Raw genomic sequence first — 13,174 nt, forward strand, 5'->3', positions numbered from 1 at the left:
GATGCGGGAATGGTGGTGGTTCCCGAACTTCCGGCGGGCGACAGGTTATTGCTTCGTCCGTGGCGGCTGGACGACGTCGTGGCGGTGCGGGAGGCTTCCGAAGACGCCTACATCCCCCTGGTCACCGGCGTGCCACCGCGTTACTCGGCCGCCGAGGGCATCGCCTTCATCCAGCGCCAGTGGAGTAAGGCCGCCGACGGGATCGGCTACTCCTTCGCGATCGCGACGGTCGGCGACGACCGAGCCGTGGGCCAGATCGGGTTGTGGCCGGGTCTTCACGGGCGGGCTTCGGTGGGTTACTGGGTGGCGAAGTCGGCCCGCGGCCGAGGCGTCGCCGGCACCGCCCTGCGGGCCATCTCGTCGTGGGGCTTGGAGCGGCTGCGAATTCCACGGCTGCAGTTGCACGTGGAGCCGTGGAACACGCCGTCCTGGAGGGCCGCCGAGGGAGCGGGGTTCCTCCGGGAGGGGCTCTTGCGCAGCTGGCAGGAGGTGGGCGGTGAACGTCGCGACATGTACCTGTACTCGAAGCTCATCGGCGAGCACGGTTGATCAGGGGAGCTCGGCTTCGATGAGAAAGCGGTGATCGCGAGTGGTGAAAGCGCCCTGGGAACAGATGCGCTCATGGAGCTCACGTAGCCGCCGGTCATAACGGTCGAGGTCGAAGTCGCGGACTTGCCACGGGACCGCGCGCAACTGGAAGACGACGGCGCCGATGTCGTGAAAGACGTAGTCGACCATCTCCTCGCGGGCGTCCAGTACGCGCAGCCCGGCGTGGCGCAGCTGCTCGACCGCGACTGCCAAAGTCCAGCTCGCTGGGTCGGTAGGGGGCGGCGCCCCAGAGCGTCATTCAGTTCCAACCCATTACGGCTGCCTACTCGCTGGGTGAGCCACCCGCCGAGGGATGCCTCCGTGGCCTGCTCGACGAGCCGTTCATAGGTCGGTGGGCTATTCGAACCCAACGAAATCCTCAACGCACAGGCTGGGTTGGATGCGGCTCGCTGGGAACCATGCCGGCCATGGCGTTGGTGATGACCCACCGTTCGTGATCCCGCCAGGCGCCGTCGATGAAGAGCAGCTCCGGTGAGCAACCCTCGCTGCGGAACCCGTGGCGTTGGACCAGCTTCAGGGAGGCGTCGTTGCCGGGTTGGATCTGGGCTTCCAGCCGATGGAGGCGCAGCTCTTCGAACGCGTAACGCATCACCAGGCGGAGCCCTTCGGACATGTACCCCTGACCGGCGGTGGGGGCGAAGGCCGCATAGCCGAGGGAGGCGGTCTGGGCGCGCCCGCGGATGATGCTGTTGATGTTGATGTTGCCCGCCATGGCACCGGTGTCGCGCAAGCAGACCACCAGGCCTTCGGCCAGCAGCGGGTCGGCGAATTTTCCGAGAAAGGCGTGGAAATCCTGCGGCGTGGCGGGCAGGGACATGTACGGGCCGTACAGGTCGGCGCTGGCCCTGACCAGCTCGGTGAACTCGTCCTGATCATCGACGGTCATCCGGCGCAAGGTCACGCGACCGGAATCTCCCCCAAAGCCGGTCAGGATGCTCTGATCGCTGCTTTCGACGCCATCGTTCTGAATCACAGCCCACAGGCTAGCTGATCGACAACTTCGCAACAGTGGGCCTGTTCAGCCCTCTCCCCCATGTGCTGGAGCAGCGTACGGTGGACCTTCTCTAAGATCCGGCATCCACACGGTTTCGAAACGGGAGCTATGGCGGCAGAGTTCGAGCTCGGCGATTACATCCTGGTGCAGGACGGCAGGACACTGGAAATCTTCCACCGGGGCCTGTCCGAGAGCATGCGCTACCACGTGGCGTTTCTCGGCGTCGACGCCCGGCCGCACGGCGACGGCTTCAAGGTCCATCTCGGCACCAGGCATGGCGACGACCAGGTCAACGGCGGAGTGAAACTGAAGATGAGCCAGGAGGAGTTCGCGCGTTTCCGCGAGTTCATCGCCCTGGCCATCGCGGCCCGCGACCGTACGAGCACCCTGTGACCGGAGTTCTACCCTCAGGCAGCGGTGTTGTCCCCGAAGCGGTCAACAATCGCCTTGTCAGCCGCCTGGGCCGACGGTTAGTCTCGAGCAGCAATTGATCCTTCGAGGAGCTGAGATGCCCGGTCAACCGAGCACGCGCTGACGTTCTAGGTCACTTCCCGACCTGTCACCGCGTGCTGCATTCGAACTGCGGCACAGCGCACCTTCCTGCCCAGATCCTGCGGGACGGGCACCTTTTCTCAGCGACTCAAGGACCCCTGTGCCGTACGTTTCCCCTGCCGTTCCCGCGCGCCCGCCCCTGCGAGGCCGCCGATGACCGGACCCGACCCGACCCCGCCCAATGTGTGGCGAGACGGTGACTTCCGCAGGCTCTGGATCGGTCAGACCACCTCCCAACTGGGAACTCAGGCCGCCCAGGTCATCCTGCCGCTCATCGCCGTGGTCGCGCTCAGCGCCGACACCGAGCAGGTCGGCGTCCTCCGCGCCGTCCAGCAGGCACCGATCCTGCTGCTCTCGCTCTTCGCCGGCGCCGGGGTGGACCGCCGGCGCTCCCCCGACGTGATGGTGCTGGCCGACGCCGGCCGTACCGTGGTGTTGGCCGTCGTCCCCGTCCTCTACCTCCTCGGCAGGCTCGACGTCCCGCTGCTCGTCCTGGTCGCCTTCCTCGTCGGCGCTCTCACCGTGTACTTCGACGTGGCCTACCAGACCTCCCTCGTACGACTGGTGAAACGGGACCAGCTCGCCCAGGGCACCAGCGCGCTCGAAGCCAGCAGATCCGGCGCGCAGATCGCCGGCCCCGCGCTCGGCGGCGCGCTGATGTCGCTCGTCACCGCGCCGATCGCCATCCTGGCCAGCGCCTTCTTCTTCACCCTGTCCGTCCTGTCGATCCGGCGGATCCGCCGTACCGAGCCGATGCCCAGGCCGGCCGCGGGGCAGGGGCGCGTGTGGCGGCAGATCCACGAGGGCCTGCGCCTGGTCATCGACGACGCCTCATTGCGGGCGGTAGGGATCGCCTCGGCCCTCTTCCAGTTCTCTTTCGCCGCTGTGATGACCGTCTATCTGCTCTTCTTGCCGCGTACGCTGCACCTGTCGGGCGCCGCCATCGGGCTCGTACTGGCGGCGATGGGCCCGGGCGCGCTGGTGGGTTCCCTGCTGTCGGCCAGGTTGCCGAGGCGGTACGGGTACGGCGTCGTACTGGTGTCCGCGGCGGTGCTCGCCGATGGTGTGATGCTGTGCGTCCCTGCGCTGCACGGCTCCTCCGCGGTCACGATCGCCGCGCTGATGGCGGTCAACTTCCTGTTCGGCGTCTTCAGCCAGGTGGTCGACGTCACCGTCGTGACAGTGCGCCAGGCCATCACCCCCATCCCGATCCAGGGGCGGGTCGTCGCGACGCTCAACTTCGTCGGCATGGGCCTGACCCCGCTCGGCTCGCTCCTCGGTGGCTATCTGGCCGGCACGCTGGGGCTGCGAACGAGTCTGCTGCTGACCGCTGTCGCTCTGGCCCTGTCTCCGGTGTTCATGGCCCTGTCCCCTCTCGCCCGTCTGGGGAGGCAGCTCCCTGATCCGGCGGGCGGCCCCAGCTGATTCCGGGCCGGCTCAGGAGCGCGACCACGGGTTCATCCTGAAGAAACAGATCGACGCGGATCAGGTGGTCCGGAAGGCGTCGGCATTGCGTGCGCACCAGGCGGCGAAGGTGCGGGGCTTGCGCCCGAGTAGGTGCTCCACGGTGTTGGTGCGGAATCCGGCGGTGTCGGCGCGCATGAGGTGGAACCCCTCGATGACGGCCTCGGCCAGCGCCGGAGGTGCCCCGTTGGGGAATCGGGAGGCTACGGCCTCCTCTGCGGTGGTCACCGGCCGGATCGCGATGTCCCGGCCGGCCGCCGCAGCCAGGATCTTGACCTGTTCGGTGATGGTGAACAGTTCCTCGCCGGTGAGGACATACTCCTGCCCTTGGTGACCGTCACCGGTCAGGGCCAGGGCGGCTACGGCGGCGATGTCGGCGGGGTCGATCGGGGCGTATCGGCCGGGTCCGACCGGATCGAGGACATAGCCCGCCTGGCGGATGGTGGGCAGCCAGTCGAAGGCATTGGTCATGAAGCCGCCGGGCCGCAGGAACGTGGCCGGGATGCCGGAGGCTCGGATGGCCTGCTCGCGTTCGTGGTGCCAGCGGCCCATGGCGGGCATGGGGTCGCCGAGCACGTTGAACGAGGACAGGTGCACGATGTGGCGTACCCCGGCGGACTGGGCGGCGGCGACGGCGTGCCTGGTGTGGTCGAGGCCGATGCCGGGGGTGAGCAGGAACAGACGGTCGACTCCGGCGAAGGCGGGCGGCAGCGTCGCCGGGTCGCTGAGGTCTGCCACGACCCGTCCCGTCCGCTCGGGCAGCGTGGCGGCGCGGGCGGGGTCGCGGACCAGAGTGCGGAACGGCACGCCGGTCTCGTCCAGCTCGCGGACGAGCTCGCGGCCGACGTTCCCGGTCGCGCCGGTGACCAGTATCATGAGGACTCCCAAATCGTGTACCGGTTAATGATTCGGCAGAACGTTAACCGGTACACGATTTGGTTGTCAAAACCACCGGAGGCCATGCCCATGCCCGAGTTCCTGGACCTGCACAGCAAGGCGTCGAAGGCGCTGCGGGCGGCGGCCGAGGCAGCCGTGCGGCGCCACGGACTGCACCTGGGGCAAGATCACCTGCTTGCCGTGCTGTGGCGGCAGGACGGCCGCACCCCCGGTGAGGTCGCCGCCGCGCTGAACGTCACCACCCCCAACGTGGTCAAGGCGGCCACCCGGATGACCACGGCCGGCCTGCTCACCCGGCGCCGCGACGACCGGGACAATCGGCTGGTCCGGCTGTGGCTCACCGACGCCGGGCGTGCCCTGCAAGCTCCCATCGAGAGGGAACGCCGGCTGCTCGAAGAGCAGATCACCGCCGACCTCACCGAGACTGAGCGCGAACATCTGCTCAGCGCACTGACGAAGATCCGCAGCGCAGCAACCGCCCTGCTGGACACCCCCATCGATCAACGCGGCTCCGACCTCACCTAGGCCGACGTACAAGTTTCCTAAGCTGCGGCGAGATATGTGCTAGGCTCGGCGCGTTGCAGTTGTGGTACCCATAGAGACTTGTGCGCACCTGAACGAGCATGATCTTCAGGTGCGTTTTTTGTTTGCCGGTCATCTCCGGATGGGCTCATCAAAGCGACACAGGATCCGAAAAGTGCGGATCCCGTATCTGCAACCATCAGAAGGAGATTGATATGGCATCCGGAACCGTGAAGTGGTTCAACTCGGAAAAGGGCTTCGGCTTCATCGCGCAGGATGGCGGCGGCGCCGACGTCTTCGCCCACTACTCCAACATCGTTGCCAACGGCGGCTACCGTGAGCTGACCGAGGGCCAGAAGGTGGCCTTCGACGTCGTCCAGGGCCAGAAGGGCCCGCAGGCGGAGAACATCGTTCCCGCCTGACACGGCGCATGCCTCAAGTGGGGCCCGCATCCGCATGGATGCGGGCCCCACTGCGTTCGGATGGCGCTCTTCCGTGGTGACGATCCAGCGGCCGGATGCCCTGATCGGGGCCGGTCAACGGGACGCGCGCCTGCCTGGCGCGACAGCGGACGGCGTCCCGCTGAGCCCGAGGGCCAAAGCGGGGCACATCTCGACGGCTCGCAGGGCGTCCGGCAGGAGCCGCGCGGGCAACTCGCTCTCGGTGAGCACCGGATATCCGAACACGTCCAGCTGTACGACATCGGGAACGAGGTGGCCGCACAGGCCGTGGCCGGCGCAGCGGGACCAGTCCACGGTCAGCCGCAGCCCGGAGTCCTGGCCCGCTTCACCCGGCACCGGCAGGAGCCCACGTACGGGGCGGCCGCAGCCGCCCTTCGCGGCGTGCGCGGCGACATCGTCGCTGAAGACGTCGAGCGCCGAGAGCAGGAACCTGGTGGTCCCGTCCGGATGATGACAGGCCCCCCTGCCGCGGACGATCCCGCTCCCCTGCCTGATCGCGGCCAGCGCCCCAGTGCCGGCATGGCCCGCGGCCAGGGAGGAGAAGGATCGGGCGATGGCGGGCAGCCCCATGTGGCAGGGCCCGCACTGCCCCGCCGACTCGGCCGCGAGGTAGTCGGCCACCCTGGCCACCTCTCCCAGGGGGCACGTCCCCTCCTCCAGGGGGACGATGATCCCGGCGCCCAGCGCGGCGCCCGCCTCGGCCATGGACTGCCGTGACACAGCGACCGCGGCGGCCTGGTCCGGGGCGAGCCATGCCCCGTGGTAGCCGCCGACCATCACGCCCTGGCCCGCGTCCAGCCCGCAGTGCTGAAGCACCTCCCAGAGCGGGAGGCCGGCCGGGGTCTCCACGACGGTGCGCCGCCGGCCAGGCCCGGTCACGGTAAGCAGGACCGTACCGGGCTCGGCGGGCGTTCCGACGGCTCGGTAGCCGGCGGCTCCGAGTTCGGCCAATACGGCCAACTGGGCGAAGGTCTCCGCGTTGGACAGCAGGGTCGGCAGGCCGTCGACCCCGCTCTGCGCGGCCCTCACCTTCCGGCCCGGCGGGATCGGCGTCTCCCCGTTGACCCCGCGGACCAGGGCGCCGCCCTCTCCGGTGATGAAGCGTTCGGGCAGGTTAACGACCCTCACGGCGGGGACAATGCCCGCCTCCCCGACCGCGCTCAGCAGCGAGCGCTCAGCGGCCCCGCCGTCGGTCACACCGATGACGATCTCACTGGCGTCGAGCGCGTGGGCGGCGAGCGCGGCCCCGCCGAGCACCAGGTGCGGCGCCCGCGCGAGGAGAGTCTTGTCCTTGGCGCTGGCCGGCTCGCCCTCGGTCGCGTTGATCAGAACCACCGGCCGGGTGTCGCGGCGGACGGCCGCGTCGGTCACCGCGCCGAGCTTGCGGGCGAACGGGAAAGCGGCGCCTCCCCGGCCGCGGAGATCGACCTCCTCGGCCAGCGCGACCAGCTCCCGCAGCGAGAGCCGGGGCAACGGCGAATGGCAGCGGCGGTGGGCGGCCAGATCCAGCCGCGGCATGTTGGCCAGGCCGTGGAAGAGCCGGGCCGGGCCGATCGTGACTACCTCAAAAGCATCGCTCACCTGTGACTCCCCGTCCATAGCCGCGCCTCGTGCTTGAGCTCCGCCCAGAACTCCTCGTCCGGCACGCCGTGCGCCCCGGGGTCCGGCACCCGCCGAGTGGTATGTGCGGTGACCCGTCCTGCCTGCCGGCGGACCGTGCCACGCCCGCGCAGCCACATCAGGAACCTGACGAGCGCCATGACGGCGACCAGCGCCAGGCAGGCGACATAGCTGAGCGTCACCCAATCCTTGGGCGAGCGGCCGGCGTTCAGGCCGTGCATGATCGCGACCGGCCAGCAGAGATAGGCGCTGATGTGCAGAACCCGCCAGGTCCAGGGACGCCCCCTGCCGATGAACCTGCCTCGGGCCACCCCACTGGCGAAAGCGAAGATCATCAGGTCGGCGGCGATCGTGCCGAGGCCGATCCAGCGGGCGCGCTCCTGGTGGCCGATGAAGGGGACGGCGGCATCGATTACCGACACGTGCTGCTCCAGCACCTTCAGCAGCACGTGCACGACCAGGAAGCTCACTGACATGACCGCGGCGGCCCGGTGTCCCGACTGGGCGATGACGCGCAGCCGTACGGGAGTGAACCGGCCGGAGGCCGCCAGCCCGGCCACCACCACCGCTGACAATCCCACCAGCGTGAAGACGCCGGAGTAGAACTCCAGGAAGTCCCGCACGTGGATCACCACGTCGGCACCGCGCTCGGTGGCGCCGCCGGCCAGGACGGCGGCCAGGAGCGCACAGAGCAGTACGGCCCGGAGGATCTTCCACCGCCGGGGACGGGCGCGGGCGACCTGCCTGCTGAGTTGTCGATGCTCCATGGGCGTCCTCTGTGGGCGTCGGTACGGTCAGGACGATCGCGGCGCGGACGTGGCGCTCGGAGGGTGCGGAGTCGATGACCGGGCGGGGTCCGTCCCGAAGTTGAGCAGCGGGTTGCCGGAGTCGACGCGCATCCCGGAGCGGTCGGCGTAGAAGCGGTCCTCGTCCGTGTGCAGGGTCCAGCCGCCGATTCTGGCGCCGTCCAGCGACACGGCGCGGTATCCGCTGAGCAGGGTGAAGCTGGCCGTCGCCTGGCCCTGGGCCGACGGGCCGCCGCAGGGCCGGTCGGTGCTGACCCTCCCCAGGTATTCGCCCTGCTGGACGGGTGCGCCGTCCTTAACGCCGGTGATGTCGGCCACCTGGTAGTACTCGGTGGCCGTCCCGTCGGGGTGGATCAGCAGGATCATGGCCCGGCCCGGTGAGCGTGCGCAGAGCCGGTAGAGTCTGCCCGTGCCGGACGCGAGGACCTGGCCGTCGCCTCCCGCGAAACGCAGCCCGGACATGTCGGCCATGGACTGCACCGTCCAGGACTGGCCCGCGCGCCAGGGGAGCGCCAGCCCGGCGGGTGGGTTCCCGCTCTGCGTCGTGCCGTACCGCTCCAGGGACGGTCGCTGGTCCGCCGGGATCACCGCCGCAGGAGCCTGCCGCAGGAACTGGGCGAAGTCCCGGGTGCCTGCCAGCGCGATCCGCCAGGTCTTCCCGGCCCGCCGGGCGACGAACACCGATGCGTGCGGCATGGCGTCCATGCCGGGAGCCGGCGGCACGGCGCACGTTCCGAACGCCCAGTCCCCGGCCTGGCCGATCCGTACCAGATGCACGTCCGGCTGGGGCACCTCCTGAGCCCCGAAGGCGCTGCGCACCAGCGCGCCCCACTGCACAGTCACAGTGGCCCGCACCTGACGTATCAGCGGCGCGGTGTCAGGCGGCCGGGAGACCTTCGCGGCCGGATGGGTACGGACGACCGCCGCGCTCGGCTGCCTCACTGCCGGGACCATCGGCCGGCCATCGACCTCCTGCTGAACGATGGCGCACAGGGCGAGGCCGGCGAGGACGACCGTGAGGCCGCCGAGGCGCCCGATCAGGTTGGTCAGCGGCAGCATCGAGCGGCGACCGGAGGACGATCGCGGCATTAACATCCCGGGCCGCGAGAGACCCCGCGGGCAACGGCCTCGCTGGGGGCGGATGCCACTGTTGAACGCCACATCATGGCTGAGTCCCTTCCGTAGGCACACCGACGAACCGGCGGCGGGCGAACACGCCGCCACCGACACCAAACAGTGCCATTACCGGCGCTAAGGGCACGCTGCGGCGGTGTTAAGGCTCGGCTAAGGCAGCTCGGCGGGCATCCCCGTTGAGGCTCGGCTAAGGCAGCTCGGCGGGCATCCCCGTTGAGGCTCGGCTAAGGCAGCTCGGCGGGCATCCCCTTTGAGGCTCGGTTAAGGCGACTCGGTGGGCGTCCCCATCCCCAGACGAACGATCACCGCCGCCCCGCCCGCCGGGGAGGCTTCCAGGTGCACCGACCCCCCAGAGCCTTCCGCGGTACGGCGGACGATGTCGAGGCCGAGCCCCGTCGAACCGGCGGTGCTGACGCCACGCGGTAGCAGGTTCCTGCCGCCGAATCCGGGGCCGGCGTCACTGACGACCAGGTGGGCGACGACGCCCAGCTGTTCTAGCGTCACCGACAGGGCGGTCCCCTCAGGCGTATGGTCGAAGACGTTGGTCAGCAGCGCGTCCAGGCATGCCGTCAGTTCCATGGCCCCGACCTCGACCCGTACCGGCTGGTCCGGGACGCTGACATGGAGCGGGCGGCCCTGCTCCTCGGCGAGCGCGGACCAGAAGGCCGCTCTCTCCGACACGACCTCGGCGGCGTCGCAGCGCGGATGGCTCGACCGGGCGGGCCGCCGCGTGTCATTGATGAGCTCCGTCACGGTCCACTCAAGAATGTCTACCTGATGGCCTATCCGCCTGGCCTCGTCCGGGTCGCGCAGGGCCTCCGCTTCCAGCCGGAGCACGGTAAGCGGCGTGCGCAGCCGGTGGGAGAGGTCGGCGGCGGATTCGCGTTCACGGTCCGGCAGGTCCGATATCCGCTTCGCTAGATGGTTGAGGCCGGCACCGACATCGCGGATCTCCGGCGGTCCTCCGGGGCGGACCCGGGCCCCCAGTTCTCCGTGAGACAGTCGATGCGACAAGTGCGCGAGCATGGCGATCCGCCGGACCAGGGAACGCGCGAGCCAGTCGGCCAGCAGCAGGCTTACCGCCAGCAGACCCGCCCCCAGCAGTACGAGAATCGTCCAGGCCTGCCCCACACCGGAGCGCGACTGGGCGTCGGAGACGAAGCTCCGGATGACCGCGGGGCCGCCCTTCCCACCCAACACGGCGACCAGGATCTCCTGCCCGCCTGCCACGTCCACGGTGATGCTCCGGCCGCGTTCGGCGAGCCGGGCCGCCGCGTCCCGGGGAGCGGGCGCACCGCTCGCCGTGCCGTCCGCCCATAGCACCGTGAGGGGGTAGTCGCTCGCCTGCGACTGCTGGAGGGTGATCTCCACGGTCTTCCTGTCACCGGTCGCGACCATTGGGGCCAGCGAATGGGCCCGCACCGTGGCGGCGCCCATTGCCCGGGTGGCGGCGACGTCCCGGACCAGGAAGGCCAGCGGAGCCAGGAACGACACCAGCACCAGCGACGCGGTGGCGCCCACCAGGAGCGTGATGTACCGCCTCATCGAGAGGGATCGACGATCTTGACTCCCGATCCACGTATCGAGCGTAGATATCGGGGAGCCGTGGCGGTCTCACCAAGCTTGCGGCGCAGCCAGGCGATGTGGACATCGATCGTCTTGTCGGCACCGCCGAAGGGGATCTGCCACACCTCGGCGAGCAGTTCCCGCTTCGAAACCACCTCCCCAGCCCGGGTGGCCAGGTAATGCAGCAGGTCGAACTCCTTGGGAGACAGCTCCAGCGGCCGGCCCTCCAGGCTCGCCTCGCGGGCCTTGACGCTCATGCGCAGGCCGCCGACCCGTACCGCGTCCTCTCCAGAGGTCTCCCCCTGGCTTCTGCGCAGGACCGCGCTGATCCGCGCGTTCAACTGGCTCGCGCTGAACGGCTTGACCACGTAGTCGTCCGCACCCGCGTCCAGCACGCGGACCATCTCCTGCTCGCTGTCGCGTGCGGTGGCGACGATCACCGGCACCGAGGTCACGGCGCGGAGCATGCGCAGCACGTAGGAGCCGTCCAGGTCCGGCAGCCCCAGGTCCAGCACCACCAGGTCCGGACGCCCCTCGACCGCCTGCCGAAGCCCCTCGGCCGCGGTGGGCGCGGAGGTCACGACGTGACCGCGCTCCGACAGAGCTCGCGTCAGCGCGCTCCGCACCGATGCGTCATCTTCCACCAGCAGCAGTTGAACCATGGCCCACAAGCTAGCCGAACGTCCCTTACCGCCTAACCGAAAAGATGGTCTTATACAGGACTTATTGCGTGCTTAGCGGGGTCTTAGTGATGGATGTGGCACCCTGATTCGGTGTCCAGTCGCGCCGTACTCGCCATCGCAGCCTGGACGGCGACCGCGATGGGAGCCGTCGGAGCCGGGCTCTTCGCCCTTTCCGCGATCGGCGCCGGCATCATCGACCGGACCGTCGAACCGATGACCTCGGCGCAGGTGCAAGCGGCACTCGCCGATGCCGTCACGGACACGCCGCGCGCTTCCAGCACCCCGAGGCCCTCACCGACGGCCACCCCTTCGACCACCCCTCGGGCGTCGAGAAGCCCGCGAACCTCAAAGGCCCCCCATGCCTGGGTGGGTCCCTCCCCCACCCAGGTCACCCGATCGGCCGTGGGAGCGCCCCGGAGCTTGAACTCCGAGGGCGGCAACGTACTGGCGCGCTGCGAACAGAACCTCGCATACCTGGTGTCCTGGACGCCCATGCAGGGCTACCGCGCCGACGACGCCAGACGCGGCCCCGCCACCGACGTCTCCGTGCAGTTCGAAGCGGGCGATCGCAAGGTCACCATGACCGTTACCTGCCGCGACGGACGCCCTGCCGCTACCGTCCGCGCCGACGGCCACACCCGTCATCACGACGATGACGGCGGCGAAGGCTGGGAAGGCTGGGACCGCTAGAAAACGACGACGGCGAGGAAGGCTGGGACCACTGGTGTTCCTCGCCTTTAATGCGACTTGTGGACCCGCTGCGTCCCACAACCGATGACGGGCATCGGGATAGCCGCCCTCCAGGCCGGCGAATCGTGGACCACCACGCTGCGAACATCCGGCAACCCGCCCCGGGCGTCAACACCCTCGCGCGAGCGGCCCCAAGCCGAGTAGGGTGAGCCGCTCGGTCGGGCTGTTCACGCACAGCTAATGCGTTACCGGCAGCGGCATGCAGCCCGTTTCTATATTTGGGCCGCTCGATTCGATCAGCACTCGTTCGGGGCGTACGTCTCCGGTGAGGCATACTCCGTCTCGTACTTTGAGGCCGAAGACCACTCCAGGTGGCGGCGTAGGTTCCGTCCACCCTGCCCGGATGTCAAATGCGTGGGCTCCTATCGAATCCGCCGGGTAGCCGAGCGCCTCAAGGGCAGCCTTTACTGAGTACGGATCGAAGCGCTGAGCGGCCCGCAGCTTCTTCAGAGCTGGGCGTATTCGCTCGGCGGCGGCGTCGGCGATCCGCTGTTGGGAAGGCGTCAGGTCCGGGGGATACTTCCACGCGTTGTTCTCGGCTTGATGCGGTGCCACGTCTCCGCCGACGCGTGTCGATTCGTCATAGGGGGTAGCGCGGCTGGGACTCAGCGACGACGAGCTGGGCCCAGTTACGGGTGGGTCCGCGCTTGGCGGTGCTTTAGTTCCGCAGGCCGCCAGTAGGGAGATCGCGACAGCGCGCATCAGGACCTGCGCTGAGACCTTGGCCAGGTTAGGCATGAGGAGATTCTGCCAAGACGCGGTGACGAAACGCTTCGCTTCCTAAGCGCGGGCGTGCGAACGTGGCGTCAGCGGCGATGGCCAGCCACTTTGGCACGTCCGAGATGGGTCCGGAGGCCGCGGCCACGAAGACGATCGTGGCATCGGGAAGGAACTTCAGCACCTCGTACGGGCCGACCGCGTCCAACGCTGTGAACCGATCGAACAACGGTATGGCAATACGCATCGTGACTCCTTTCGTCTGAAGAGCTGCCATGTGCACAGCCGCCTATGGCCCTGCCCTCAGCACGGCGATGGCTTCTCCTTGTGCATAGAGTCGTCGTCCAGAGATCGGGCCATGTGTAGGTGACGAACTAGTCGCAGATCGTTCGACAGAAA

Annotated in this window: 15 protein-coding genes; 6 read left to right on the forward strand and 9 right to left on the reverse strand. The window is 68.9% G+C overall.

Annotated elements, in window-relative coordinates; translation table 11 throughout:
• Window positions 1-9: 9 nt before the first annotated feature.
• The gene (locus AB0H88_RS27085; protein WP_357649041.1) at window positions 10-549 is read left to right on the forward strand and encodes a GNAT family protein; all 540 of its coding nucleotides are present in this window, start codon (window positions 10-12) and stop codon (window positions 547-549) included.
• On the opposite strand, the gene AB0H88_RS27090 is transcribed toward AB0H88_RS27085, so the two are convergent.
• Together AB0H88_RS27090 and AB0H88_RS27095 are read right to left on the reverse strand one after the other, a co-directional pair.
• On the reverse strand, window positions 550-801 hold the full coding sequence (locus AB0H88_RS27090; RefSeq protein ID WP_357649044.1) for a hypothetical protein: 252 nt from the start codon (window positions 799-801) through the stop codon (window positions 550-552).
• Between the two features lie 166 nt (window positions 802-967).
• A complete protein-coding gene (locus tag AB0H88_RS27095; protein ID WP_357649046.1) occupies window positions 968-1,582 on the reverse strand; it encodes a GNAT family N-acetyltransferase in 615 nt (204 codons plus the stop codon).
• Between the two features lie 129 nt (window positions 1,583-1,711).
• Here AB0H88_RS27095 and AB0H88_RS27100 point away from each other — a divergent pair, with 129 nt between their 5' ends.
• Together AB0H88_RS27100 and AB0H88_RS27105 are read left to right on the forward strand one after the other, a co-directional pair.
• Entirely contained in the window at window positions 1,712-1,996 is a 285-nt protein-coding gene (locus AB0H88_RS27100; protein WP_357649048.1) for a hypothetical protein, read from the forward strand.
• 312 nt (window positions 1,997-2,308) lie between these two features.
• A complete protein-coding gene (locus tag AB0H88_RS27105; RefSeq protein WP_357649049.1) occupies window positions 2,309-3,580 on the forward strand; it encodes an MFS transporter in 1,272 nt (423 codons plus the stop codon).
• Between the two features lie 60 nt (window positions 3,581-3,640).
• Here AB0H88_RS27105 and AB0H88_RS27110 read toward each other — a convergent pair whose 3' ends face one another.
• The gene (locus AB0H88_RS27110; RefSeq protein ID WP_357649051.1) at window positions 3,641-4,495 is read right to left on the reverse strand and encodes an NAD(P)H-binding protein; all 855 of its coding nucleotides are present in this window, start codon (window positions 4,493-4,495) and stop codon (window positions 3,641-3,643) included.
• Between the two features lie 63 nt (window positions 4,496-4,558).
• Here AB0H88_RS27110 and AB0H88_RS27115 point away from each other — a divergent pair, with 63 nt between their 5' ends.
• Together AB0H88_RS27115 and AB0H88_RS27120 are read left to right on the forward strand one after the other, a co-directional pair.
• On the forward strand, window positions 4,559-5,041 hold the full coding sequence (locus tag AB0H88_RS27115; RefSeq protein ID WP_357649053.1) for a MarR family winged helix-turn-helix transcriptional regulator: 483 nt from the start codon (window positions 4,559-4,561) through the stop codon (window positions 5,039-5,041).
• Window positions 5,042-5,253: 212 nt separating this feature from the next.
• Window positions 5,254-5,460, forward strand: a complete 207-nt coding sequence (locus AB0H88_RS27120; RefSeq protein ID WP_357649055.1) for a cold-shock protein — start codon at window positions 5,254-5,256, stop codon at window positions 5,458-5,460.
• Window positions 5,461-5,574: 114 nt separating this feature from the next.
• On the opposite strand, the gene AB0H88_RS27125 is transcribed toward AB0H88_RS27120, so the two are convergent.
• From AB0H88_RS27125 to AB0H88_RS27145, 5 genes are all read right to left on the reverse strand, one after another.
• On the reverse strand, window positions 5,575-7,080 hold the full coding sequence (locus AB0H88_RS27125; RefSeq protein WP_357649058.1) for an NADH-ubiquinone oxidoreductase-F iron-sulfur binding region domain-containing protein: 1,506 nt from the start codon (window positions 7,078-7,080) through the stop codon (window positions 5,575-5,577).
• Window positions 7,077-7,886, reverse strand: coding sequence for a hypothetical protein (locus AB0H88_RS27130; RefSeq protein WP_357649060.1), 810 nt, complete (start codon window positions 7,884-7,886; stop codon window positions 7,077-7,079). Before AB0H88_RS27130 ends, AB0H88_RS27125 begins: the two co-directional genes overlap by 4 nt.
• Before the next feature lie 27 nt (window positions 7,887-7,913).
• Window positions 7,914-9,014: a hypothetical protein gene (locus AB0H88_RS27135; protein ID WP_357649062.1), complete on the reverse strand. Its 1,101-nt coding sequence runs from the start codon at window positions 9,012-9,014 to the stop codon at window positions 7,914-7,916.
• A 306-nt stretch (window positions 9,015-9,320) separates the two neighbouring features.
• Window positions 9,321-10,604, reverse strand: a complete 1,284-nt coding sequence (locus AB0H88_RS27140) for a HAMP domain-containing sensor histidine kinase (RefSeq protein WP_357649065.1) — start codon at window positions 10,602-10,604, stop codon at window positions 9,321-9,323.
• Entirely contained in the window at window positions 10,601-11,287 is a 687-nt protein-coding gene (locus AB0H88_RS27145) for a response regulator transcription factor (RefSeq protein WP_357649066.1), read from the reverse strand. Before AB0H88_RS27145 ends, AB0H88_RS27140 begins: the two co-directional genes overlap by 4 nt.
• A 111-nt stretch (window positions 11,288-11,398) precedes the next feature.
• On the opposite strand from AB0H88_RS27145, the gene AB0H88_RS27150 reads away from it, so the two are divergent.
• Window positions 11,399-11,998 (forward strand): hypothetical protein, encoded by a 600-nt coding sequence (locus AB0H88_RS27150; protein ID WP_357649069.1) that lies wholly within the window; start codon window positions 11,399-11,401, stop codon window positions 11,996-11,998.
• 790 nt (window positions 11,999-12,788) lie between these two features.
• On the opposite strand, the gene AB0H88_RS27155 is transcribed toward AB0H88_RS27150, so the two are convergent.
• Window positions 12,789-13,022, reverse strand: a complete 234-nt coding sequence (locus AB0H88_RS27155) for a hypothetical protein (protein ID WP_357649071.1) — start codon at window positions 13,020-13,022, stop codon at window positions 12,789-12,791.
• Window positions 13,023-13,174: the final 152 nt, after the last annotated feature.

The sequence above is a fragment of the Nonomuraea sp. NPDC050680 genome, assembly GCF_040654555.1.
Classification (GTDB): Bacteria; Actinomycetota; Actinomycetes; order Streptosporangiales; family Streptosporangiaceae; genus Nonomuraea.

Excerpts from the sequence above, each read along its gene's own strand:
- AB0H88_RS27140 (WP_357649065.1), bottom strand. The coding sequence starts at position 10,604 with ATGAGGCGGTACATCACGCTCCTGGTGGGCGCCACCGCGTCGCTGGTG.
- AB0H88_RS27100 (WP_357649048.1), top strand. The coding sequence starts at position 1,712 with ATGGCGGCAGAGTTCGAGCTCGGCGATTACATCCTGGTGCAGGACGGC.
- AB0H88_RS27135 (WP_357649062.1), bottom strand. The coding sequence starts at position 9,014 with ATGCCGCGATCGTCCTCCGGTCGCCGCTCGATGCTGCCGCTGACCAAC.
- AB0H88_RS27155 (WP_357649071.1), bottom strand. The coding sequence starts at position 13,022 with ATGCGTATTGCCATACCGTTGTTCGATCGGTTCACAGCGTTGGACGCG.
- AB0H88_RS27085 (WP_357649041.1), top strand. The coding sequence starts at position 10 with ATGGTGGTGGTTCCCGAACTTCCGGCGGGCGACAGGTTATTGCTTCGT.
- AB0H88_RS27145 (WP_357649066.1), bottom strand. The coding sequence starts at position 11,287 with ATGGTTCAACTGCTGCTGGTGGAAGATGACGCATCGGTGCGGAGCGCG.
- AB0H88_RS27105 (WP_357649049.1), top strand. The coding sequence starts at position 2,309 with ATGACCGGACCCGACCCGACCCCGCCCAATGTGTGGCGAGACGGTGAC.
- AB0H88_RS27110 (WP_357649051.1), bottom strand. The coding sequence starts at position 4,495 with ATGATACTGGTCACCGGCGCGACCGGGAACGTCGGCCGCGAGCTCGTC.
- AB0H88_RS27120 (WP_357649055.1), top strand. The coding sequence starts at position 5,254 with ATGGCATCCGGAACCGTGAAGTGGTTCAACTCGGAAAAGGGCTTCGGC.
- AB0H88_RS27130 (WP_357649060.1), bottom strand. The coding sequence starts at position 7,886 with ATGGAGCATCGACAACTCAGCAGGCAGGTCGCCCGCGCCCGTCCCCGG.